The sequence below is a fragment of the Arthrobacter sp. AB6 genome (genome assembly GCF_031844545.1).
GTDB lineage: Bacteria > Actinomycetota > Actinomycetes > Actinomycetales > Micrococcaceae > Arthrobacter.
Map to the genome: position 1 here is coordinate 184034 of NZ_JAUZVL010000003.1, position 21729 is coordinate 205762.

At 67.2% G+C, this 21729-nt stretch carries 24 protein-coding genes; 12 read left to right on the plus strand and 12 right to left on the minus strand.

Features of this window, described 5'->3' with window-relative positions:
* The first annotated feature begins 38 nt into the window (after positions 1 to 38).
* Entirely contained in the window at positions 39 to 617 is a 579-nt protein-coding gene (locus Q9R30_RS03575; RefSeq protein ID WP_104999244.1) for a GNAT family N-acetyltransferase, read from the plus strand.
* Between the two features lie 191 nt (positions 618 to 808).
* Here the strand turns inward: Q9R30_RS03575 and Q9R30_RS03580 are convergent, their stop codons facing one another.
* Positions 809 to 1135: a hypothetical protein gene (locus Q9R30_RS03580; protein ID WP_311216801.1), complete on the minus strand. Its 327-nt coding sequence runs from the start codon at positions 1133 to 1135 to the stop codon at positions 809 to 811.
* A gap of 329 nt (positions 1136 to 1464) precedes the next feature.
* On the opposite strand from Q9R30_RS03580, the gene uraD reads away from it, so the two are divergent.
* The 6 genes from uraD (at position 1465) to Q9R30_RS03610 (ending at position 6263) form a co-directional block, all read left to right on the plus strand.
* Positions 1465 to 1962, plus strand: a complete 498-nt coding sequence (uraD, locus tag Q9R30_RS03585) for a 2-oxo-4-hydroxy-4-carboxy-5-ureidoimidazoline decarboxylase (protein ID WP_311216802.1) — start codon at positions 1465 to 1467, stop codon at positions 1960 to 1962.
* The gene (uraH, locus tag Q9R30_RS03590) at positions 1959 to 2297 is read left to right on the plus strand and encodes a hydroxyisourate hydrolase (RefSeq protein ID WP_104999246.1); all 339 of its coding nucleotides are present in this window, start codon (positions 1959 to 1961) and stop codon (positions 2295 to 2297) included. The genes uraD and uraH overlap by 4 nt, the downstream gene beginning before the upstream one ends.
* 26 nt (positions 2298 to 2323) lie before the next feature.
* Positions 2324 to 2638: a hypothetical protein gene (locus tag Q9R30_RS03595; RefSeq protein WP_104999247.1), complete on the plus strand. Its 315-nt coding sequence runs from the start codon at positions 2324 to 2326 to the stop codon at positions 2636 to 2638.
* A gap of 75 nt (positions 2639 to 2713) precedes the next feature.
* Positions 2714 to 4384, plus strand: a complete 1671-nt coding sequence (gene purF, locus Q9R30_RS03600) for an amidophosphoribosyltransferase (RefSeq protein WP_311216803.1) — start codon at positions 2714 to 2716, stop codon at positions 4382 to 4384.
* Positions 4381 to 5541 carry a phosphoribosylformylglycinamidine cyclo-ligase gene (gene purM / locus Q9R30_RS03605; protein WP_311216804.1) on the plus strand — a complete coding sequence of 387 codons (1161 nt, stop codon included), beginning with the start codon at positions 4381 to 4383 and terminating at the stop codon, positions 5539 to 5541. The genes purF and purM overlap by 4 nt, the downstream gene beginning before the upstream one ends.
* Before the next feature lie 416 nt (positions 5542 to 5957).
* Positions 5958 to 6263: a hypothetical protein gene (locus tag Q9R30_RS03610; RefSeq protein WP_104999250.1), complete on the plus strand. Its 306-nt coding sequence runs from the start codon at positions 5958 to 5960 to the stop codon at positions 6261 to 6263.
* A 535-nt stretch (positions 6264 to 6798) separates the two neighbouring features.
* Here Q9R30_RS03610 and Q9R30_RS03615 read toward each other — a convergent pair.
* A complete protein-coding gene (locus tag Q9R30_RS03615; protein ID WP_009359485.1) occupies positions 6799 to 7032 on the minus strand; it encodes a DUF3073 domain-containing protein in 234 nt (77 codons plus the stop codon).
* Between the two features lie 274 nt (positions 7033 to 7306).
* Between Q9R30_RS03615 and Q9R30_RS03620 the strand changes: the two genes are divergently transcribed.
* A complete protein-coding gene (locus Q9R30_RS03620) occupies positions 7307 to 7972 on the plus strand; it encodes a septum formation family protein (protein WP_311216805.1) in 666 nt (221 codons plus the stop codon).
* 47 nt (positions 7973 to 8019) lie between these two features.
* Here Q9R30_RS03620 and clpB read toward each other — a convergent pair whose 3' ends face one another.
* Positions 8020 to 10665 carry an ATP-dependent chaperone ClpB gene (gene clpB, locus Q9R30_RS03625; RefSeq protein WP_104999255.1) on the minus strand — a complete coding sequence of 882 codons (2646 nt, stop codon included), beginning with the start codon at positions 10663 to 10665 and terminating at the stop codon, positions 8020 to 8022.
* A gap of 235 nt (positions 10666 to 10900) precedes the next feature.
* Between clpB and Q9R30_RS03630 the strand changes: the two genes are divergently transcribed.
* On the plus strand, positions 10901 to 11236 hold the full coding sequence (locus Q9R30_RS03630; protein WP_311216806.1) for a hypothetical protein: 336 nt from the start codon (positions 10901 to 10903) through the stop codon (positions 11234 to 11236).
* A gap of 17 nt (positions 11237 to 11253) precedes the next feature.
* Here the strand turns inward: Q9R30_RS03630 and Q9R30_RS03635 are convergent, their stop codons facing one another.
* The 4 genes from Q9R30_RS03635 to Q9R30_RS03650 form a co-directional block, all read right to left on the minus strand.
* The gene (locus Q9R30_RS03635) at positions 11254 to 12303 is read right to left on the minus strand and encodes an ATP-binding cassette domain-containing protein (protein WP_311216807.1); all 1050 of its coding nucleotides are present in this window, start codon (positions 12301 to 12303) and stop codon (positions 11254 to 11256) included.
* Positions 12300 to 13088: an ABC transporter permease gene (locus Q9R30_RS03640; protein WP_311216846.1), complete on the minus strand. Its 789-nt coding sequence runs from the start codon at positions 13086 to 13088 to the stop codon at positions 12300 to 12302. The genes Q9R30_RS03635 and Q9R30_RS03640 overlap by 4 nt, the downstream gene beginning before the upstream one ends.
* 82 nt (positions 13089 to 13170) lie before the next feature.
* Positions 13171 to 13983 (minus strand): molybdate ABC transporter substrate-binding protein, encoded by an 813-nt coding sequence (modA, locus tag Q9R30_RS03645; protein ID WP_396136690.1) that lies wholly within the window; start codon positions 13981 to 13983, stop codon positions 13171 to 13173.
* 2 nt (positions 13984 to 13985) lie between these two features.
* Positions 13986 to 14396 carry a molybdopterin-binding protein gene (locus tag Q9R30_RS03650; protein ID WP_104999258.1) on the minus strand — a complete coding sequence of 137 codons (411 nt, stop codon included), beginning with the start codon at positions 14394 to 14396 and terminating at the stop codon, positions 13986 to 13988.
* Between the two features lie 118 nt (positions 14397 to 14514).
* Between Q9R30_RS03650 and Q9R30_RS03655 the strand changes: the two genes are divergently transcribed.
* Positions 14515 to 15384, plus strand: a complete 870-nt coding sequence (locus Q9R30_RS03655) for a DUF4031 domain-containing protein (RefSeq protein WP_104999259.1) — start codon at positions 14515 to 14517, stop codon at positions 15382 to 15384.
* A complete protein-coding gene (locus Q9R30_RS03660) occupies positions 15381 to 16190 on the plus strand; it encodes a 2-phosphosulfolactate phosphatase (RefSeq protein ID WP_104999260.1) in 810 nt (269 codons plus the stop codon). Before Q9R30_RS03655 ends, Q9R30_RS03660 begins: the two co-directional genes overlap by 4 nt.
* Before the next feature lie 34 nt (positions 16191 to 16224).
* Here the strand turns inward: Q9R30_RS03660 and Q9R30_RS03665 are convergent, their stop codons facing one another.
* Together Q9R30_RS03665 and Q9R30_RS03670 are read right to left on the minus strand one after the other, a co-directional pair.
* Positions 16225 to 16626: a YccF domain-containing protein gene (locus Q9R30_RS03665; RefSeq protein ID WP_104999261.1), complete on the minus strand. Its 402-nt coding sequence runs from the start codon at positions 16624 to 16626 to the stop codon at positions 16225 to 16227.
* 70 nt (positions 16627 to 16696) lie between these two features.
* Positions 16697 to 17311, minus strand: coding sequence for a phosphoribosylanthranilate isomerase (locus Q9R30_RS03670; RefSeq protein ID WP_104999262.1), 615 nt, complete (start codon positions 17309 to 17311; stop codon positions 16697 to 16699).
* A 103-nt stretch (positions 17312 to 17414) separates the two neighbouring features.
* On the opposite strand from Q9R30_RS03670, the gene Q9R30_RS03675 reads away from it, so the two are divergent.
* Entirely contained in the window at positions 17415 to 17990 is a 576-nt protein-coding gene (locus Q9R30_RS03675; protein ID WP_311216809.1) for a HutD family protein, read from the plus strand.
* Here Q9R30_RS03675 and Q9R30_RS03680 read toward each other — a convergent pair.
* The 3 genes from Q9R30_RS03680 to Q9R30_RS03690 are packed head-to-tail and all read right to left on the minus strand — an operon-like array spanning position 17980 to position 21728.
* Positions 17980 to 19284 (minus strand): Gfo/Idh/MocA family oxidoreductase, encoded by a 1305-nt coding sequence (locus Q9R30_RS03680; protein ID WP_311216810.1) that lies wholly within the window; start codon positions 19282 to 19284, stop codon positions 17980 to 17982. The genes Q9R30_RS03675 and Q9R30_RS03680 overlap by 11 nt on opposite strands.
* Positions 19285 to 19287: 3 nt before the next feature.
* Positions 19288 to 20643 (minus strand): MGH1-like glycoside hydrolase domain-containing protein, encoded by a 1356-nt coding sequence (locus Q9R30_RS03685; protein WP_311216811.1) that lies wholly within the window; start codon positions 20641 to 20643, stop codon positions 19288 to 19290.
* Positions 20640 to 21728, minus strand: a complete 1089-nt coding sequence (locus Q9R30_RS03690) for an ABC transporter ATP-binding protein (RefSeq protein ID WP_104999265.1) — start codon at positions 21726 to 21728, stop codon at positions 20640 to 20642. Before Q9R30_RS03690 ends, Q9R30_RS03685 begins: the two co-directional genes overlap by 4 nt.
* Position 21729 lies beyond the last annotated feature (1 nt).

Consider the following 21729-nt stretch of genomic DNA (forward strand, 5'->3'; position numbering starts at 1 on the left):
CTGTTGCCGGAGCCCCTGCCCGGTGACAGGATTGCCGCATGGCCATCCAGGTCCGGCCCGCAACACAGTTCGAGGACGTCAAAACCATAGTTGGGCCCAAGCGGCCGGACGCCAACGTGTGCTGGTGCCTGAGCTACCGCATCCCGTCCAAACTGAACCAGGCGCTGCGCGGGACCGAGCGCGGAGAGCTGGTCAGGCAGTTGGTCGCGGAGGATCCACCGGCGGGGGTTTTGGCGTACGACGGCGGCGAGCCAGTTGGGTGGGCAGCGGTCCACCCCCGCGCGGATACCAGTTTCGCCCGCAACCGGAAGATCCCCCATGTGGACGATGCGGATGTGTGGTCGGTCTGGTGCATCAGGGTGCGGCCTGGATACCGCGGCAGGGGCATTTCGCACCATTTGCTGGCAGGGGCCGTGGACCTGGCCCGGAGTTATGGCGCCCCGGCCATCGAGGGCTATCCGGTGGACAACAGCGGCAGGAAAGTGGACCTCACCATGGCCTATGTGGGCACGCGGAAACTGTTTGAGGACGCGGGTTTCACCAAGGCCGCGGACACGGAGTCAGTCCTTAATGGCTTCCCTCGGGTGCTGATGCGCCTGGAGTTGCGGCCGAGCTAAGGGCGCCCCGGCGCGTCAGGGCTTCTTCCACCAGCTCCCGGGCCAGCCCTCGTCAATTGCCCACAGCGCCAGCAGCAGCGCATCGGCTGTCATGAGCCCAGCAATAAGGTACGCCCACCCTGTAAACCAACTCATAGCAATCTCCTGACCCGGTAAACCCCCAGCCACTCGATTGCTCATAAGTGTGGCACTTAAAGCGCCAGTACGGAACGGCCCCCGGCCGCAGTCCTGAAAAGCGTCTCCAGCCTGTGGTGCGCTTCGGTTTCCAACTTGAGCCGGCGGGTCAGCTTCTCCACCTGCTGGGACATCTCGGCGCCTAGCGGAAGCCTGTCCCCCGGCCAACTCCAGACCTCCCTCGATTCCGCCAGGGCTTCGGCCAACGCACTGGCTGCTGCCCGGACCTTCCGCCTGTGAAAGTAGACGCGCATCAAAGCGCGGCTCTTCTCCAGGCCCTTGTCCAGGGCCGCGGCGGCAGCCGAACCGACCGCCGTATGGTCTGTGATCTTGACTTGTCGCATGGGCTGCACCTTCTCCGAGCCGTTCAACCTCCCCGGCGGGTCGTCTTTGACCCTTGTCCGATGGAAGCTGCTGCCTGTCTTCGAGTGTCCCGCCCGCACCTCAATGTCCGGGCAAGCCGGTCCAAGGATTTCCGCAAGATCGGGCAACACCGTTTCTGTTGTAACCTTCTTGACACCACAGCGCGCCTGCTCTTGAATATTACGTATGCTGAAATAACAGTTCCATGATGTGGAAGCCGCGCGACAGCCAGTTGCCGGCGCCGGGAAGTCCGGCCTCCGCATAGCCGTCACCATGGATGCCAGCAGATCGCCACCTAGGAACAGCCAGCATGAAGCTTGCCGAATTCAACAGCGCGGACCCTGCCCGGGCCGCAGAAATACTGAGGCCCTGCATCGACGTCACGCGATGGGTGGATGCCGTCACGGCGGGCCGCCCGTTCACCAGCAAGGCTTCCCTGCTCACCTACGCCTCGCAGTCAGCCACCCCCTTTACCCCTGCCGAGGTGGAGTCCGCCATGGCGCACCATCCGCGCATCGGGGAACGTCCGACGGCGGCCACGACCGAGGCGTCCATGTCCCGTTCCGAGCAGGCCGGGGTGGATCCTGCAGACACGGCCCTCACGGAAGCCCTGGCCCGAGGCAACAGGGATTACGAGGAGAAGTTCGGAAGGGTCTTCCTGATCCGCGCCGCCGGCCGCACCGCCCCGGAAATCCTGCAGGCCCTGAATGAACGGCTCGCAAACTCCCCGGCCGAAGAAGACACGATCGTGGCCCAGCAGCTGCGCGAAATTGCCGTGCTCCGGCTTGAAGGACTGATCACCGAATGAGCGTCTCCCACGTCACTACGCACATCCTGGACACCGGTGCCGGACGCCCGGCCGCGGGAGTCGCCGTCGTCCTCTACCGGAACGACGGCGGCACTTGGCGCCACGTGGCAGATTCCACCACCGACGCCGACGGCCGCGCCAAGGACCTCGGTCCGGAGCGGCTGGAGGCCGGGCACTACAAGCTGAACTTCGCCACCGGGGACTACTACGCAGGCCTGCAGACAGCCACGTTCTTCCCGGAAGTGGACCTGGTGTTCGAGGTGACCGGCCCGGAGCACTACCACGTCCCCCTCCTCCTGAGCCCGTTCGCCTACTCCACCTACCGCGGCAGCTGAAGCTTCGAAAAATGTAGGCTTGATGCATGCCTTCTGAACAACCCCCTGCCGAGCAGCGCGAAGTTACCGTCCGCCGCGCGCCCAAGTATGTGCCCTTCCTCATCCTCGGCGCACTGGCGGGCATCGCGGCTGCAGCGGTGGTGGCGTATGCCGTTCCGGCGAACCCCAGCTTCGACGCCGGCGCTGTCTTTGGGTTCTTCATGGTGCTGTTCGCGGGCGGCGGCGCCATCCTTGGGGCCGTGCTGGCGCTGATCCTGGACCGCCGCAGTGTCAGGCGGCAGCAGCGGGCCGTGGTGGAAGCCGTGCCGGACTCCGAGCCGGACACGGATCCCCAGCCGTAGCCCCGGTTACAGCGCGCCCCGGTCACAAACGGGCGGCCGGAAAAGTCCTACCGCATGTCGTGAGATAATCGACCAGTGGCACGCGGCGATGGAAAACTTTCCCATGATCTTCTCCCTGGCGAAAAAGGCCCGCAGGACGCTTGTGGCGTCTTCGGAGTCTGGGCACCAGGTGAAGAGGTAGCAAAACTTACCTATTACGGGCTGTATGCACTACAGCACCGCGGTCAGGAGTCGGCTGGTATTGCCACCAGCGACGGCAAGCGGATCAACGTCTACAAGGACATGGGACTCGTCTCCCAGGTCTTCGACGAGACCACGCTGAACACCCTGACCGGGCACCTGGCGGTGGGACACTGCCGCTACTCCACCACCGGCGCAAGCCACTGGGCCAACGCGCAGCCCACCCTCGGCGCCACCAGCACCGGCACCGTCGCCCTGGCACACAACGGCAACCTGACCAACACGGCCGAGCTGAACGCCATGATCCAGGAGCGCCACGGCGACCAGCTCACCGGCGAAATGAAGCAGGGCAACACCTCGGACACCGCCCTGGTCACCGCCCTGCTGGAGGGCGAGCCGGGGAAGAGCCTCGAAGAGACGGCCATCGAGCTCCTGCCCAAGATCAAGGGCGGCTTCTGTTTCGTCTTCATGGACGAAGGCACGCTGTACGCCGCCAGGGACACCTACGGCATCCGCCCGCTGGTCCTGGGCCGGCTGGAACGCGGCTGGGTTGTGGCCTCCGAGCAGTCCGGCCTCGCCACCGTGGGCGCCAGCTTTATCCGCGAAATCGAGCCCGGTGAGTTCATCGCCATCGACGAGCAGGGCGTACGTTCCCAGCGCTTTGCAGAGGCGACGCCGGCCGGCTGCGTTTTCGAGTACGTCTACCTTGCGCGTCCGGACGCCGCCATTGCCGGCCGCTCCGTCTATGAGTCCCGCGTGGAGATGGGCCGCCAGCTGGCCCGCGAAAACACGCAGGTGGCGGACATCGTCATCCCGGTGCCGGAGTCGGGCACTCCGGCGGCCGTGGGCTACGCCGAGGAATCCGGGATTCCCTTTGCACACGGCTTCGTCAAGAACTCCTACGTGGGCCGCACGTTCATCCAGCCCTCGCAGACCCTCCGCCAGCTGGGCATCCGGCTCAAGCTCAACGCCCTCGAGTCCGTGATCCGTGGCAAGCGCGTTGTGGTGGTGGACGATTCCATCGTCCGCGGCAACACCCAGCGGGCCATTGTCCGCATGCTCCGCGAGGCCGGGGCAGCCGCCGTCCACGTCAAGATTTCGTCCCCGCCCGTGCAGTGGCCGTGCTTCTATGGCATCGACTTCGCCTCACGGGCCGAGCTGATTGCCAACGGCGCCACCATCGACGAGATCTCGCAGGCCATCGGGGCGGACTCGCTGGCCTACATCTCCGAGGACGGGATGATCGGCGCCACCCGGCAGCCGCGGGAGAGGCTCTGCACTGCCTGCTTCACCGGCAAGTACCCCATCGAGCTTCCGGGTGCGGACAAGCTGGGCAAGAACCTGCTGGAGCGGACGGACCTCGGCGGCCTCAGGCCCTCGCCGTCGGCCCTTCCGGGCGCAACAGCGGCCCTCTCCGTCGATTCCCAGGAAGATCCTGCGGAGAAGTCCGGCGCCACCGGTTGCGATCCTGGGCCGGACTCCGAGTTTGAAAACCTGCTGACCGACGCCGACCTCGTGCCGGACGCACACGCCGCCACCGGCGCTGACAAGAAAGAGTCCGTATGACTTCCGCTGCCCCCGCCCCTGGCAACACCCCCGGTAACGCCGCCGGCATCACCTACGCCTCAGCCGGCGTTGACGTTGAAGCCGGGGACCGCGCCGTCGAGCTGATGAAGGGGGCCGTCAAGGCCACCCACAACTCCTCGGTGATCGGCGGGGTGGGCGGGTTCGCCGGGCTCTACGACGTCTCCCGTCTCCTGACCTTCAAGAGGCCGCTGCTGGCCACGTCCACCGACGGCGTGGGCACCAAGGTTGCCATCGCCCAGGCCATGGACATCCACGACACCATCGGCTTCGACCTCGTCGGCATGGTGGTGGATGACATCGTCGTGGTTGGCGCTGAGCCGCTGTACATGACCGACTACATCGCCTGCGGCAAGGTGGTGCCGGAGCGCATCGCCGATATTGTCCGCGGCATCGCAGCAGCATGCTCCGTGGCCGGAACGGCCCTGGTGGGCGGTGAAACCGCCGAACACCCCGGCCTGCTGGGCGAGCACGAGTACGACGTCGCAGGCGCGGCCACCGGCGTGGTTGAAGCCGACCAGCTCCTGGGTCCGGACCGCGTGCGCGCCGGTGACGTGGTCATCGGCATGGCCTCCTCCGGCCTGCACTCCAACGGCTATTCCCTGGTCCGCCGCGTGATCAACCACGCCGGCTGGGCACTGGACCGCCAGGTCTCCGAACTGGGCCGCACCCTGGGCGAGGAACTTCTCGAGCCCACCCGCGTCTACGCTGCCGACTGCCTGGACCTGGCCCGCGCCTTCCCTGTCACGGGCTCGTCTGCCGTGCACGGCTTCAGCCACGTCACCGGCGGAGGCCTCGCCGCCAACCTGGCCCGCGTGCTCCCCCAGGGCCTCGTGGCCACCGTGGACCGCAACACCTGGGAGCTGCCTGCCATCTTCAAGCTGGTGTCCGAACTGGGCAACGTGCCGCTGGCGGACCTGGAACGCACCCTGAACCTGGGTGTGGGCATGGTGGCCATCGTGTCCGCCGAAGCCGCGGACGCTGCAGTGGCCCGCCTCAACGACCGCGGCCTGCTGTCCTGGGTCATGGGCACCGTCACCGAGGATTCGGATGCAATCCTCAAGACCGGGCCGGACTACGTCCAGGGCGCCAAGGGCGTAAACGGCGGCGCGGTTCGCCTGGTCAACGCCTACGCCTAAATACTCCATCGAGTGCTCCGTACCGGCCGCTTTGCCCCGTCAAAGCGGCAGTATAAGGAGCACTCGATTGCTTTAACCGGCGCCGGGGAATGCCCCCAAAACCGGTTATCTGAGATAAAACACTCAGTCCCCTTGACTGCTAAGCATGCTTACCTTTAGGCTTTTAAATGGAAGTGCAGCACAGAAGGTCAACGCGGGGTTTTCGAGAGCGTAATGCCCGCCCCGCCCGAGTCCGGCGGCAAGTGCCCGCTCGGTTGGACCGCCTTCCCCCGCCGATCCGGCGGATGCCAAGAAGCAACCATAAAGACGTCCGGTACCTGCGCCGTGCAGCAGCACGGCATCAGGCAGTCAACATGCCCAATTGCGGGCGGACTGCCCACAGGGGCACCGGGGCAGATATCAAGGGAGCGAAAATTATGTCAGTTCTGAAGAAAACCACCGCCGCAGCCGCTGGAAGCCTGTTCTTGCTGGGCGCCGTCGCCGGACCTTCACACGCAGCGAACAACAATACGTTGAATGACGGCCTTGTAAATGTCACGGTCGGCGACATCACTGTCGAGGATGCCGTGGACGTGAATGTTGCAGCCAGTGTCGCAGCAACCCTCTGCGATGTCGCCGACATCGGATCGGTCGCAGTTCTTGGCGAAGCAGTAGACGCCACCGGCACCGAACAGACCGTCTGCGATACCGCCACCGGCCCGGTGCGCATCGTGAATAACTAGCAGTTCAGCAGGCTGCACGGGGGACATGCCACACAGCGCATGGCGCAGCGTCCCGCAATTCCAAGCCTTGCCCAAGGGCCCCAGCCACCGGCTGGGGCCCTTCTAGGCGTCGCGCATCATGCTCCGCTATATCCTCCCGGCAGCGGCCGCCCGGAACCGCGCTCGCGCTCGCGGCTCTCGGTTCCTGGGGCCGGGCCCGCAGCAGCCCTCGCCGGGTGTGGACTCATCCTGGCCGAGGGCATGGGCCATGTTGAGCGCACCTCGCGGGGAGTCCTGGCACCCGCCTCCGCACTGGTCCTGGCGTCCGTACGGGCCGTGGGACTGGCTGGCGCGTGGCAACAGAAAGCCCGCCGCCCGCACCGTTGAGGTGCGGGCAGCGGGCCCAATAACTGAAGTCGGCATCTTGGAACCCACCAGGATCCAAGGGCCGAAAAAGAAGCGCCGCACCGGTCCCGGGACCAGGATCCATCGCTGGATCCGTTAGTGCTGCGGCGTCACAGGGCTGCCCGGTAACGGCAACAGCACCTTGCGACAACTAGCCGATCCGACGGGTGTCTACCTCGTCGTCGTCTTCTTCCAAATCATCCGCGTACTTATCCACATATGCCGAATAGTCCGGCTCAACCGGCTCATTCGCGTAATGGCTCGTGGCACGACTGCTTGGACCCGTCAGCTCACGCTGAAGTGCCGAGTAGTCAGTGTTCGGGGAGTAGTACTTGATATCCCGAGCCTGCTTGGTAGCTTTTGCCTTTTGACGGCCGCGCCCCATGGCGTGACCCCCTTTTGTACTTGGACCGGAGGTGGTCACCTTGGCTATCGGTGAGGCCCCGGAATGTTTGGTCAATTTGTCGTACACCTAGATTACATGCTTTCGACTGCCCCCGCTCGCCACGGACGGCCCCCGAAGGTGGTTTGGGTTACCATTCACGGCCCCGATCCGCAGGTTTACGGCTTTTTTCTTCGGTAGAGTCACTTGGACAACTGCTGATACAGGCCGCAGACCGGCTGCCCGCCGCGGATAGAACGCAGGAGGATCCATACCCGTGAACCACCAGGACGTCCCGCCGAAACCCTCCTCGCCCCCCACCGCCGGGCTGCCGCGCGTGCCCGCCCCTGCTGCCCGGCCGGTCCTGCACCCGCATATGGAACCGCAGGACGGTGCGGCGCCGAGATCCGGGCGGGTGAAGCGGCCGACCCTGTGGATAGCGTTCTTTGTGGCAGTCCTGCTGGCCGTTATCGGCTCGCTGGCGTGGCTCGCCCTGTGGCTGAACTCCAACCCGGACAGCAGCACTTCACGGGGCCAGGTTCCGGGGGTGGTGGAAACCACGGTCACGCCACCCGCAACGCCGCTGCCACTGCCACGCGAGGGGGTCCAGCCCGCCGACTATGCGCTGGGCGACTGCTTCAAGGACTTCGACCCCGAGTCACTGTCCTCCACCGTGGTGCCGTGCGATACCGCGCACTCCGCCCAGCTCGTGGCGTTGTTCCGCTACCCGGAGGGCGGATCCTATCCCGGTGCCGAGGCACTGAAGGCGAAGGCCCTGGAAGCGTGCCAGGCAGCAAGGCTGGGCCCGGCCGCCAACGACTACGACCTGAACTTCGAGCGCAGCTTCCCCAGCACCACCAGCTGGGAATCCGGCGACCGCAGGGTGGACTGCTATGTAGTTGCCCCCGGCGGCAACGTGATCAATGCAAGCGTGCTGCCCTAGCAGCCAGGCCGCCCGGGCAGCACGCCTGGCATCCATAGCCCCTGGCTTTAGTCCTTGCGGCGGACGGACAGGCCGCTGCCGCCCACCGGCGCGGATGGGAGTCCGGTTCCGGCCGCCGTGAGTTCCTCGAGGTCCGCTGCCGTGTCCACCAGCACCGTGTCGCCGTCGCTGATCTCGCCGGCCAGGATCGCTTTCGCCAGCCTGTCGCCGATTTCCCGCTGCACCAGGCGGCGGAGCGGCCGGGCGCCATAGGCGGGGTCGAACCCGGAGATGGCGAGCCAGGCCCGGGCACCATCCGTGACTTCGAGGGTCAGGCGGCGCTCATGGAGCCGGCGTCCGAGTTCGTCCACATGAAGCTCCACAATGCGCGCAAGCTCCTCCACGGTCAGGGCGTCGAACAGCACCACCTCGTCCAGCCGGTTCAGGAACTCCGGTTTGAAGGATGCGTTGACGGTGGCCATGACCGCATTCCGCTTGGCTTCGGCGTCCAGGGACTGGTCCACCAGGAACTGGCTGCCCAGGTTGGAAGTCAGCACCAGGATCACGTTGCGGAAGTCCACGGTGCGGCCCTGGCCATCGGTGAGCCGGCCGTCGTCGAGCACTTGCAGGAGGATATCGAAGACCTCGGGGTGGGCCTTCTCCACCTCATCCAGCAGGATCACTGAATACGGCCGACGGCGGACGGCTTCCGTCAGCTGGCCGCCCTCCTCGTAGCCCACATAACCCGGAGGCGCGCCCACAAGCCGGGCCACGGAGTGCTTCTCGCCGTACTCGGACATGTCGATGCGCACCATGGCGCGCTCGTCGTCGAACAGGAAGTCCGCCAGCGCCTTGGCCAGCTCGGTCTTGCCCACGCCGGTGGGTCCCAGGAAAAGGAACGAACCCGTGGGGCGGTTGGGATCGCTGATCCCGGCACGCGCGCGCCGGACGGCGTCAGAGACTGCCGCGACGGCCTTCGACTGGCCGATCAGCCGCTTCCCGAGCTCGGCCTCCATGTGCAGCAGCTTCTGGCTCTCGCCCTGCAGCATGCGTCCGGCGGGAATGCCTGTCCAGGCGGAGATGACCTCGGCAATATCCTCAGCCGTCACTTCCTCGGCCACCATCTGGGCAGGCTTGTCCACCACGGCGGCCTCCGCTTCAGCAGCAGCGTTCAGCTCGCGTTCGAGCGCCGGGATTTCCCCATAGAGAATCCGTGAAGCAGTCTCCAGGTCGCCCTCGCGCTGGGCCTTGTCCGCGGCCGAGCGCAGTTCGTCGAGCTTGGCCTTCAGGTCACCCACCCGGTTAAGTCCCGCCTTCTCGGCCTCCCAGCGGGCGTTAAGTGCGGAGAGCTCCTCTTCCTTGTCAGCCTTGTCGGCGCGGAGCGCCGCCAGCCGCTCCACCGAGGACGGATCCGATTCCCCGGCCAGGGCCAGCTCCTCCATGGTGAGCCGGTCCACCTGGCGCCGCAGCTGGTCTATCTCCTCCGGCGCCGAGTCGATCTCCATCCGGAGGCGGGACGCGGCCTCGTCCACCAGGTCGATGGCCTTGTCCGGCAGCTGCCGGCCCGAGATGTAGCGGTTGGACAGCGTTGCGGCGGCCACAAGGGCGGAGTCCGCGATGGACACCTTATGGTGCGCCTCGTAGCGCTCCTTGAGGCCGCGGAGGATGCCGATGGTGTCCTCCACGCTCGGCTCACCCACGTACACCTGCTGGAAGCGGCGCTCAAGGGCGGCGTCCTTCTCGATGTTTTCGCGGTACTCATCCAGCGTGGTCGCACCGATCAGCCGCAGCTCGCCGCGGGCCAGCATGGGCTTGAGCATGTTGCCGGCATCCATCGAGGAATCACCGGTGGCTCCCGCACCCACAACCGTGTGGATTTCGTCGATGAAGGTCACGACCTGGCCCTCGGAGCCCTTGATCTCCTCAAGGACCGCCTTCAGCCGCTCCTCGAACTCGCCGCGGTACTTGGCGCCCGCCACCATGGAGCCCAGGTCAAGGGAGATGAGGGTCTTGCCGCGCAGGCTTTCGGGCACGTCGCCCGCCACCATTCGCTGCGCCAGCCCTTCCACCACGGCGGTCTTGCCCACTCCCGGTTCGCCGATCAGCACAGGATTGTTCTTGGTGCGCCGGGACAGGACCTGGATGACGCGCCGAATTTCGGAATCCCGGCCAATCACGGGGTCCAGCTTGCCTGCCCGGGCCATTCCAGTAAGGTCCGTGCCGTACTTCTCAAGCGCCTGGAAGGTGTTTTCCGGGTCCGGGCTGTCCACCTTGCGGTCGCCGCGGACACCCGGCAGGGCGGCGAGCAGCGCTTCATGGGAGGCGCCGGCGTCGCGCAGCAGGCGGGCTGCGGCATCATTGCCCGCGGACAGCCCGAGCAGGAGGACCTCCGTGGAGACGAAAGTATCGCCCAGCCGGTCGGCCTCATTCTTGGCGTTCTGGATGGCCTGCAGGGCGGGGCGGGAGAGCTGGGCCTGCTGGCTGGAGCCGCCGGAGGTCGCCGGCAGGGCCTTGATGGCGCTGCTTGCCTGGACGCTGACCGAGTCCGGATCGGCACCGGTGGCGCGCAGCAGCGCCACGGCGACTCCTTCGCGCTGGTCCATCAGCGCCTTGAGCAGGTGGGCCGGCTCCACCTGGGGGTTTCCGGCCGTCGAGGCGTTCATGGCCGCAGCCGAAAGAGCCTCCTGGCTCTTGGTGGTGAATTTGACGTCCAAAGGGAGCTCCTTCCGGGGGCAGTTTTCCTAAGTTGAGTGTACTACGCTCAACTTTCATTTGGGGATTCTTTCCGGGACTGTTTGCCTACAGCGAAACAGCTCACCGACGGCGGCGTAAGGGGCAATGGGCCCTATCTGCGTCCATCCCTGCTGTTCACATCCGCCGCCGCGCACTCTACTATCGGCCTGTGGCCTGGGGCAGCGTGCCGCCGGCGCAATCAAGAGGGGACAATCCGTGAAAAAGTTCGTGGTTCTTTACGTCGCACAGCAGTCAGCCCAGGCCCAGATGGCGGAAAGCTCGCCGGAAGCCGCGCAGGAGGGCATGAAAGCCTGGATGGAATGGGCCGGGCGCGCCGGTGACGGCATCGTGGACATGGGGAGTCCGCTGGGTGCCGGAACGGAAATCACCGCTGCTGGGGCCTCTGAAGCCCCTGCAGGGGTGGCAGGTTACGGGATCATCCAGGCCGATGATCTTGCCGGTGCACAGGCGCTGCTGAACGGCCACCCCCACCTGATGATGCCCGGGGCCAGCATCCAGGTCTACGAAACTTTGGACCTGCCCGGCATGTAGGGCGGGGCACGGTCCTCCTATAACGGGTAGACCGACACCGCCGTCGCCTTCACCACGAAGTGCACCGCCAACCCGGGAACCAGGCCGAGGTCCGCCGAAGCCGCAGGAGTGATGTCCGCCGCCAGGCTTCCTGCCCTGACGCGGACGAAGTCGCCATGCGGTTCAAGATCGGTGATGGCCACCCCGAAGGAATTACGCGGGCTTCCGTGGGCATCGGTGAGGAAGACGGAAACGGACGACGGCGGGAACACGGCCACCGCCGCCTGTCCCGGGGGAATAGGGTCCTCGCTGTGTCCGGCTATGTGCTGGCCCCGGCTTGTCAGGATGCCGTCCCCGGCGAGCGTCCCGGGAACGAAATTGAGCCCTGCCAGCCCGGCCGCGAAGGCGCTGCGGGGCCGTTGCAGCACCTGCCGCGTGGGGCCCTCCTCTGTGATGCCCCCGTTTTCAAGGATCACCACCCGGTCCGCCAGCATCAGCGCGTCCAGGACATCGTGGGTGATGATGATGGCCGGCCGGTCCGCGAGGACGTGTTTGAGCAGCCGCCGGAGCAGCGGGGCCGAGTGGATGTCCAGCGCGGCCGTCGGTTCATCGAGGAGGAGGAGGCCGGGATCCGCGGCGAGCGCCCGGGCCACGGCAACGCGCTGGGCCTGCCCGCCCGAAAGCTCCCCGGGACGGCGTGCTGCAAGGCCTTCAGCTTCCACCTGTGCCAGCCACTGCAGCGCCCTGGCCCTGGCCAGCAGCTTGGACGCGCCCGCGCTGCGTGGGCCGAAGGCCACGTTGTCCGCGGCGTTGAGATGCGGGAAAAGCAGCGGTTCCTGCGCCAGCAGGGCCGTCCCCCGGCGGTGGGGCGGGGTCCACTGGTTCCGTCCGTCCCCCACATGGAACAGGGTCCGGCCGTCCAGCTCGGCCCGTCCGCTGTCCGGCCGCAGCAGCCCCGCAATGACGGAGAACAGCGTCGACTTGCCGGCGCCGTTCGGTCCCATCACTGCAACGGTTTCAGCGGGCCCAACGGAGAAGTCGACGTCGAAACCGCGCTCCGCCACGGCTGCCTGGAACGAGAACGTCACGGAACATCCCCGCCCGCCGCGGGAGCCGGCGTCGTCCGCTGTCCGGACAACCGGAGGGCGGGAGTCCTGCCCGCGGGGCGCCGGTACGCAAGTGCCACCACGGCCACTGCCACGGCCACCAGCACCAGGGATAGCGCGACGGCGGCGTCGGGGTCGGTCTCCCGCTGCAAGTAGATTTCCAGCGGCAGCGTCCGGGTGACCCCCTGCAGGCTGCCCGCGAACGTGAGGGTGGCGCCGAATTCGCCCAGGCTCCTGGCGAAGGCAAGGACCGCCCCTGATGCCAGGCCGGGCAGGACGAGCGGCAGCGTGACGCGGCGGAAGACGGTTCCGGGCGATGCGCCGAGCGTCGCTGCCACCGCCTCGTACCTGTGTCCGCCGGTGCGCAGCGCACCTTCCAGGCTGACCACCAGGAACGGCAGGGCCACGAATGTCTGGGCCAGGACCACGGCGGTGGTGGAAAACGCAATCTGCAGCCCCAGCACCTCAATCGTCCTGCCCAGGAGGCCCTGCCGGCCGAAGGTGTACAGGAGGGCGATGCCGCCCACCACGGGCGGCAGGACCAGCGGGAGCAGCACCAGCGAGCGCAGGAGCCCCAGCAGCGGGAGCGCGCCGCGGGCAAGGACCACCGCCAGCGGAACGCCGAGCACGACGCACAGGGCAGTGCTGGCCGCCGATGTCCGCAGGCTCAGCCCCAGCGCCGCAAGGGCGGACTCGGACGTGACCAGCGAAAGGAAGTTGGCCCAGTTGACCCGTGCCACCATGGCGACGAGCGGAAGGACCACCATCGTGGCGGCAAGGACTGCGAGCGCGTAGAGCCACCGGGGAATGCCCGTATACGCCTGCTGCCCGCCCGTCACGTGCAGCCCATCATCTGCTGCCCACCGGCCCAAACCCGGCGGCCGCCAGGACTTCCCCGCCTTCGGGGCCTGCCACCAGCTCCAGGAACTTTGCGGCAGCGGTCTTGTTGCGGCTGCCGGCAAGCGTTGCGATGGGGTACGTGTTCACCGCTGCGGCCGACTCCGGAAAGGGAACGCTTTCCACCTTGCCGACGGATGCCCGGAGATCGGTGACATAGACGAGTCCGGCGTCAGCCTCTCCCGAGCTGACTTTCCCCAGGACATCAGCCACCGAGTTTTCCTCGCTGACCGGGCTGAGGTCCGTCCCAGTCTGCTGTTCGACGGCGGCCGCGGCGGCCCCGCAGGGCACCTGGCGGGCGCACATCACGAGCTTCGTTCCGCTCCTGGCCAGGTCCGCGAAGGATCCGATTCCTGCCGGGTTCCCTGCCGGGACGGCGATGGCCAGGGTATTGGTGGCAAAGTCCCGCGGCTGGCCGTCCACCAGGCCGGCGTCCTGCAGCCTGGCCATGTTGCTGGTGTCCGCCGAGGCGAACACGTCCGCGGGAGCGCCCTGGCTGACCTGGGTGGCCAGGTCCGACGACCCGGCAAAGCTAAGGGTGACGACAGTTCCGGGATTCTCCTTTTCGAACCGTTCCGCGAGCTCGGTGAAACTGGCCTTAAGGGACGCCGCGGCGAAAACAGTCAGTGTTCCCCGGCTGTTTCCCTGGCCGGTGTTGTCCGAAGCGCCGCCGCCGGCGCCGCTGCCCGCACAACCGGCCAGCAGGGCCGCCAGCAGGGCCGCCAGCAGGATTGCCGCCAGCAGGGCTGCGGCCCGCCGGGCCAGCGTCACGCGGTTCCCTTTCCCTGCGGGGTTTCGATGATCACGGTGGTGGCCTTGACCACGGCCGTGGCCACGGAGCCGAGTTCCAGTCCCAGTTCCTTGACGGCCTCGCTGCTCATCAGGGACACCACGCGGAAGGGGCCGCACTGCAGCTCCACCTGGGCCATCACATTGTCAGCCTTGATGCCGGTGACGAGGCCCACGAAGCGGTTGCGGGCCGAGCTGCCTGCACGGTGCGGATCGGCCGGAAGCTGCGCCAGTTTTTGTGCGTGCCTGGCCAGTTCCAGGCCGTCAACGGCGAGCCTGCCGGCGTCGTCCTTCCGCGGCGTGAGGCTCCCGTTCTCGGTCCAGCGCCGGACGGTATCGTCACTGACGCCCAGGAAACGGGCGGCCTCGGAGACGCGGATAGTTGGCATAGAGCCACTCTAGTACGCATTTGCGGCCTAATGACAGCGACAGGACCGCATTTCAGGGTTTCTGTGCTGCCGGAAGGCGCATCCGGGACCCGCAGCGGCGCAGCACTAGACTTCGTCCATGGTCCTCTACATCGACCCGCCCCTCTGGCCCGCGCACGGAACGCACTTCTCGCACCTCATTTCCGACGAATCGCTGGCGGAACTGCACGCGTTCGCGGCGGCGGCGGGTGTCCCCGAACGGGCCTTTGACGGGGACCACTACGACGTTCCGGAGCGCCGCTTCGACGACCTCGTGGCGGCCGGGGCCGTTCCCGTCGAAGGGCGGATCCTGGTCCGCAGGCTCATTGCCAGCGGCCTGCGCATTCCTGCCCGGCAACGGAACAAGTCGCTCAAGGTCCCGCTGCTGAACCGCTGGAACTCGATCATGCCAGGCCACGACGCCCTCTTCCTGGACCTCCTGGACCGGTGGAGCGAGGACCACCGCCACTATCACGGCTGCACGCACCTGCTGGCAGTACTCGAAGCCCTCGACCTGCTCACCGATCCCGCCGACCCGCCGCGGACAGTCCTGCTGGCGGCCTGGTTCCACGACGCCGTCTACCGCGGCATAGCCGGCCAGGATGAGGAGGAGTCCGCGCGCCTGGCCGAGGAGCGCCTGCACGGCGCCGGCCTTCCGGAGGCGGAGGCGGCCGAGGTGGCACGGCTGGTCCGGCTGACATCCGACCACCGCCCGGAACAGGGGGACGACGACGGCGCCCTCCTCTGCGACGCCGACCTGTCCGTCCTGGGCGGGGATCCGGAGGAATACGCCAGGTACGTTGCTGCCGTCCGCAAGGATTACGCGCACATCGGCGACGCCGACTTCGCAGCCGGGCGCGCCGCCGTCGTGCGCCACCTGCTGGAACTGGAGCCGCTGTTCCACAGCGGCAGGGCAAGGGAACTGTGGCAGGCCGCGGCGCACCGCAATTTGAAGGGCGAACTGGCATGAACGCACCCACCTCGAATTCCCGCCACACGTTCACTGCCAGTGCCGCGCACCGGCAACTGCCCTACGCGGTCCGGGTTGAGTGGGGGCGCGACGGCGGGAGCACGGTAACGTCCGGCGCGGACCTTGCCGTGGTGGTTGACGTCCTCTCCTTCAGTACCTGCGTGAGCGTCGCCCTGGACCGGGGCGCCGCGGTTTTTCCTTTCCCGTGGAAGGACACCGGCGCGGAGGATTTCGCTGCCCGCCACCGCGCCCTGCTGGCCGGTCCCAGGGACGGGGGCGGGCTCAGCCTCTCCCCGGCGAGCCTTAGGGCCGCCGATTCCCTTGAGCGCGTGGTCCTGCCGTCACCCAACGGTTCCGCGCTCTGCCACGAACTGGCGCGCAGGGTTCCGTTGCTGGCCACCGTGTGCCTCAGGAATGCCGCAGCCACCGCGGACTGGGTGGCTGCCAACCTCCCTGAAGATGCAGTGATCGCCGTGGTTGCTGCCGGCGAACGCTGGCCGGACGGCACCCTCCGGCCCGCCGTGGAGGACCAGATTGGGGCAGGGGCGTTCATCGCAGGCCTGGTGGCTGCGGGCAAGGGCGGTTACGAGGCCGAAGACGGCAGGCACGGATACTCGCCGGAAGCTGTGGCTGCGATGGCCGTTTTCGAGGCCGCCGAACCGCGGCTCCGGGAGACGCTGCACGGCTGTTCGAGCGGCCGTGAGCTGACCGGGGCGGGCTACGGTGCCGACGTCGATGTCGCCGCGGAACTGGACGACAGCGACGCCGTAGCCATCATGGCGAACGGGGCGTTCAGCCCCCGCTGAGGTGGCACTGTTCCGCGGCGTTCCGTCTGGCGTTTTATCGGTAGGCGGATACGAACGGCTGGCTGGTGGGCACAATCTGCTTGCCCAGCGGCATCAGGGAGACCGGGATGAGCTTCAGGTTGGCGATGGCCAGCGGGATGCCAATGATGGTCACTGCCATGGCAAAGGCTGTGACCACGTGTCCGATGGCGATCCAGATGCCTGCCACCAGCAGCCAGATGACGTTGCCCAGCAGGGAGAACACGCCCGCACCGCCGGGCTTGTCCACCACCGTCCGGCCAAACGGCCAGAGCGTATACGCAGCGATCCGGAACGAGGCGATGCCCCAGGGAATGGTGACAACCAGCAGGCAGCAGATCACCCCCGCGAAGAAATAGCCCAGCGCGAGCCAGAAACCGCCGAAAACCAGCCAGATGATGTTGAGCAGTGCCTTCATCCCTCCATTGTGCCCCGGGGGCCATGGCAGCGGGATGGGGGCCTCCCCTTACGGTCCCCTGAATCAGCGGCTAGACCGGGGTAGGAACACCCTTGGCCGCCTGCACGAAGGCGCTGACCTTGGCCAGGTCCTTAACGCCGCGGGACGACTCAACACCGGAGGAAACATCGACGCCCCAGGCGTGCGCCGCCGTGGAGGCCTGCGCAACATTGGCGGCGTCCAGGCCGCCTGCCAGCAGCCATTTACGTTCCTGCAGCACGGGGAGTTTGGCCACGGACGCATAGTCCCAGGCCTCGCCGGAGCCGGGGACGGCGGCGTCGATCAGGAGCAGGTCCTCCCCCCAGTCCTCCAGGTCCTCGGCAGCGGCACCCATGGTGACGGCCCTGACCAGCTTCATGCCGGCGTCGTGCACCGTGGCGACGTCCCCGCGCGAGCGCCGGCCGTGCAGCTGGATCCACTCCAGCCCGGCGGCACGGGCGATGGCCACGGCGTCGGCAGCCGGCTCGTCACGGAACACGCCGACAGGCGTTACCCCCTTCGGCACTTCGGCCAGCAGCGCGGAGGCCTGGGACGGCGAGACCACGCGGGGACTCGCCGTGAGGACGAAACCCACTGCGTCGGCCCCTGCCTCCACCGCAGCGCGGACGGATTCCGGCGTGCTGAGACCACACACTTTGACGAACATTCCCGGCTCCTTCAGGCTGTTTTCGTGTTGTCCCCCCGCAGGAGAGTAGCAGGGAACCGGGGCTGCCGATACGGGCAAGCAGCGGGCCAACTAGGCTGGGCGGATGGAGATCATCCGCTTCGCAGACCGCAAGCCCCAGCCCTGGCGCAACGGCGGCGGGGTCACGCGCCAGATTGCCGGCCATCCCGACGCCGCCTCCCTCCAGGACGGCGGGTGGGACTGGCGGGTCAGCATCGCCGAAGTCACCAAAGCCGGGGACTTCTCATCGTTTCCTGGCATGGAGCGGGTGCTGACGGTGGTGGAGGGCGAACTCCTGCTCCTGACCGTGGACGGGGCTGAACATCCCCTGGAGAAGTACCGTGCGTTCCGGTTTCCCGGCGGGGCCGCCACTTCCTGCGCACTTCCCACGGGAGATGTCCGGAACCTCAACGTCATCACCCGGGCCGGCAGCTTCAAGGGTTTCACGTCCATCGTTGAGATTTCAAAGAAACGCGCCCACCCGCTGTTTGCCGGCCAGTTGGGGATCCTGCTGCAGGGCCAGGCCACAGCCTCCGACGGACGCCGTGAACCCGAGGCCCTGGGCCGCTACGACGCCGTGGTGGGCTCGGACAGCGCCTCCCCTGAGGTCCTGGGCCGCGGCTTCCTTGCCGTCGTGTCCATCGACCAGGTCACTGGCTAAGACTGAACGAGCCAACCTCAACCACAGCACTGCTCCGGCGGGCCTCCTCGGCGGCGAAAACGGCAGCGTGGCTGACGAGGGACTCCTCTAATCCCGACACCACCGCCGACCAGTCACCGGTGGCCAGCGCAGCCACCCAGGCCTGCACCAGGCCGCGGTCGCCGCCCTCGTGCTTTTCCCCCTGGACCCGCGGCGCGGCAGCGGGGACCGGGTGGACAGCGGTTGTCCCGGTCAGGAAATCGAAGACCGAGATGGCTTCGGCTCCCACGTCGATCTCCCCATGGCTGCCGAAGATCCGGGTGCGCCGCGGGCCGGCGGCGGTGAAGGCCGTGGCGGTGAAGGCGGCAGTTGTGCCGTTTTCGTATTCAATATTGACCACCTGGTGGTCCACGACGTCATTGTCGGAGAAATAGACGCAGCGGCCATAGGGGCCGGTTGCCAGGGCGTGCAGCAGCGACTCTGGCGTGCCGCCCGGATCCACCACGTCCGCGAAATACGCCTTGGCTGGATCAGCCTTAGCTCCGTCCACGGGCCGCCCCGCACCATAGATTTTCAGCGCGGAATAGGGGCAGCGGGGCTCCGCAGGGCAGTCTATGCAGCGCCGGGCGGCGCCCTCCGGCGCCCCTTCGGGGCGGAAATGGGCCAGCGTTCCGAACGACGACACCTTCAGTGGCCTGCTCCCGATGATGTAGGAAAGCCAGTCGACGTCGTGCGTGCACTTGGCAAGGAGGAACGGGCTCGCGCTTTCCTCCTTGCGCCAGTTCCCGCGGACGTACGAGTGCGCGAAATGCCAGAAGCCCACTGGCTCCAGGTGCTGGACGGAGATGATCCGGCCCACCGCCCCGTCCAACAGGAGCTGCCTGAGGAGCGCTGTCAGCGGGGTGTAGCGCAACACATGGCAGACAGTCGCGCCGGCGGCGCTTTCACGGCCCAGGCGTTCCAGTTCTGCGCAGCCGGCGGGGTCGACGGCGACAGGCTTCTCCAGGAGGATCGGGTAGCCGTGGGCTGCGGCTGCCGCGAAAGGACCTCCATGCTCACGGTCAGGGGTGGCGATGATGATGCCGTCGGCCGGCAGGCGGTTTTTGAGCATTGCCTGCCAGTCCTCGAACACGCCCTCCGCCGGCACATTCAACTCGGCCGCCAGGCCGTTGCGCAGCACCGGGCGCGGCTCAGCCACGCCCGCAACGACCGCCTGGCCGGTGGCAACGGCGAGCCGGGCATAGGCTGCGCCCCTCGCCCCTGCACCTGCGATGAGGAGCCGCACCGGATGCCGTTGCCCCGGCCCGGCATCCACTGGTCAGCCGTTCTCAGGATCGGCAAGCCATTCCAGCGCCACGGCCGCTGTCCACGACTGGTCCATGCTGCCCAGCGGTTCGCCGGTGAAGGGCTCGTAGTACTCACCGAAATGGCCCTCCATCAGCTGGGCGAGGGAGGCCTCCCGCAGCCGGCGGTAGCGCTTCTCGTCCCCGCGCCTGCGCAGGCAGTGGGCCAGGTACCAGTTCATCACCGGCCACACGGGTCCGCGCCAGTACTGGCGCGGCTTCAGCCCTTCATAGGTGGTGGACGTGGAAGCCGGCAGCGGGAAGGCCAGGCGGGGATCGCCCGTCCAGTCCGGCCCTTCGAAGACTTCCAGTTGCCGGTCAAGGAGGGCCTGGTCATTGGTGGAAATGAGGGGCGCGAATCCGGCCATGGTGGGCGGTCCGATCCACTCCCCCGTCAGCACATCCCGGTCGCGGGCGAGTCCGGTCCTGCCATCCACCGTCGCGTCAACGCCGTCGCGGAATTCCCTGGCCCATTCCCGCAACCGGGGCGCCTCCTCCGGCAGTCCGAACTGTTCCGCCAGCACGGCCAGGTCCTCATTGGCCGCGGCGTAGATCGCGGACATGAAGACGTCCTTGACCTGGAAGGCCATCACCCGGGGCAACCGCTCGTCGTCGAACCTCACGTCCGCCATCTGTTGCACCAGCCAAAGGTAGCGGCTGTACTCCTCGTCGCTGGGGCGCTGGCTGTGGTCCTTGACCTTCTGCGTGTCCGTGCGGACGAACGGCTCCATCTTCCCCGGGTTGACCCTGGAATACGGGCCGTCAAAGCGCGGGGAGTTGTCCATCCCGGATTCCCAGCCGTGGTAAATGGTCAGCAGGCCCGAGCCGTCCCCGCCGCGGGCCCTCCGCAGCCAGGCGTGCCAGTCGATCCATCCCGGCAGCGTCCGGCGGGTGAATTCATCCGCGAGCCTGGCATCCTCACCTCCCGCAGCCGTGGCCCGTTCCACGATGCGCCGCAGCATGGTGGCGTGCACCGGCGGCTGGCAGATGCCGCTGGACTGCACACCCTCCGGCGAGGCCCCGCGGGTCCCCCACCGTTCGATGTCGGGGAAGTAGCCGGGGACGTCGGAGAAGACGATGTGCGGGATCATCCCGCTCTTCCACTGGGCGGCCAGCAGGTAGTCGAGCTCCCGGAGGGCGCGTTCGACACTCACGGTCGAAAGTCCGGCGGCGACGAACGCGGCGTCCCAGCTCCACATGTGCGGATACAGGTTCGGTGCGGCCGTCACCATGGTGCCGAGGTCGTTGGCTGCCAGGACGTTCCTGGCGCGGCGCCCGAGCTCCTCAAGGTCCTTGATCGGATACGTGTCCCTGTCCGGCGCCTGGCTCATGCCGTGAGTCCCAGCTGCGTCTCCGTATCGAAGAACCGGATGGTTGCCTGGTCGAACCTCAGTCCAACCTTTTCCCCCGGGGAGACCCGTACCGTGGAGGCAACCTGGACCTTGATGGTCTGTCCGCCCAGGTCCACGGTCAGCAGGGTTGCATGGCCAAGCGGTTCCACCACTTCCACGGTGGCGTCGAGGGTTCCCGGGGCTCCCCGCTGCTCAATGTAGATGTTTTCCGCGCGGATCCCGACCATCACGGGAAGTCCGCCGGACCGGGCCGCGGAGCGGGCCAGGAATTCAGGCGCCTCAGTGCCTTGGCCGGCGACTTCCAGGGCGCCCTCCTGCGTCACCCGGCCCTCGAGGAAGTTCATTGGCGGCGAGCCGATGAATCCCCCGACGAAGCGGTCCGCGGGCTCCTCATAGACTGTGATGGGATGCCCAAGCTGGGCTATCTGCCCCTTCTTCATCACGGCCACCCGGTCTGAGAGGCTCATCGCCTCCACCTGGTCGTGCGTCACGTAAAGCGTGGTGGAGCCCAGCTGCTGGACAATCTTTTTCAGTTCCGCCCGGAAGTCGAGGCGCAGGAGGGCGTCCAGGTTGGACAGGGGCTCGTCCATGAGCAGGACGTCCGCATCCATAACGATGGCCCTGGCGACGGCGACGCGCTGCCGCTGCCCGCCCGAGAGCTGGGCAGGGTAGCGGTCCAGGTAGGGGGTGAGCTGGAGCAGGTCGGCCGCCCAGGCGACCTTCTTCTCGAGTTCATCCCGGGGAACCTTCTTCATGACCAGGCCGAACCCGATGTTGGTGCGGACCTTGCGGTGCGGGAACACGGCGTAGGACTGGAACACCATGGAGAGGTTCCTGTCCTGCGGGGGCAGGTACGTTACATCCCGGCCGCCGATTGAGATACTCCCTTCATCCGGGAAGTCCAGCCCCGCCACCATGCGCAGCAGGGTTGTCTTCCCGCAGCCCGAGGGCCCGAGAAGCACCATGAACTCACCCTCTGCAACCTCGAGGGACACGTTGTTCGTGGCCAGCTCGGTGCTGCCGGGGTAGGTCTTGTGGAGACCTTTGATGGAGATGTCAGCCATG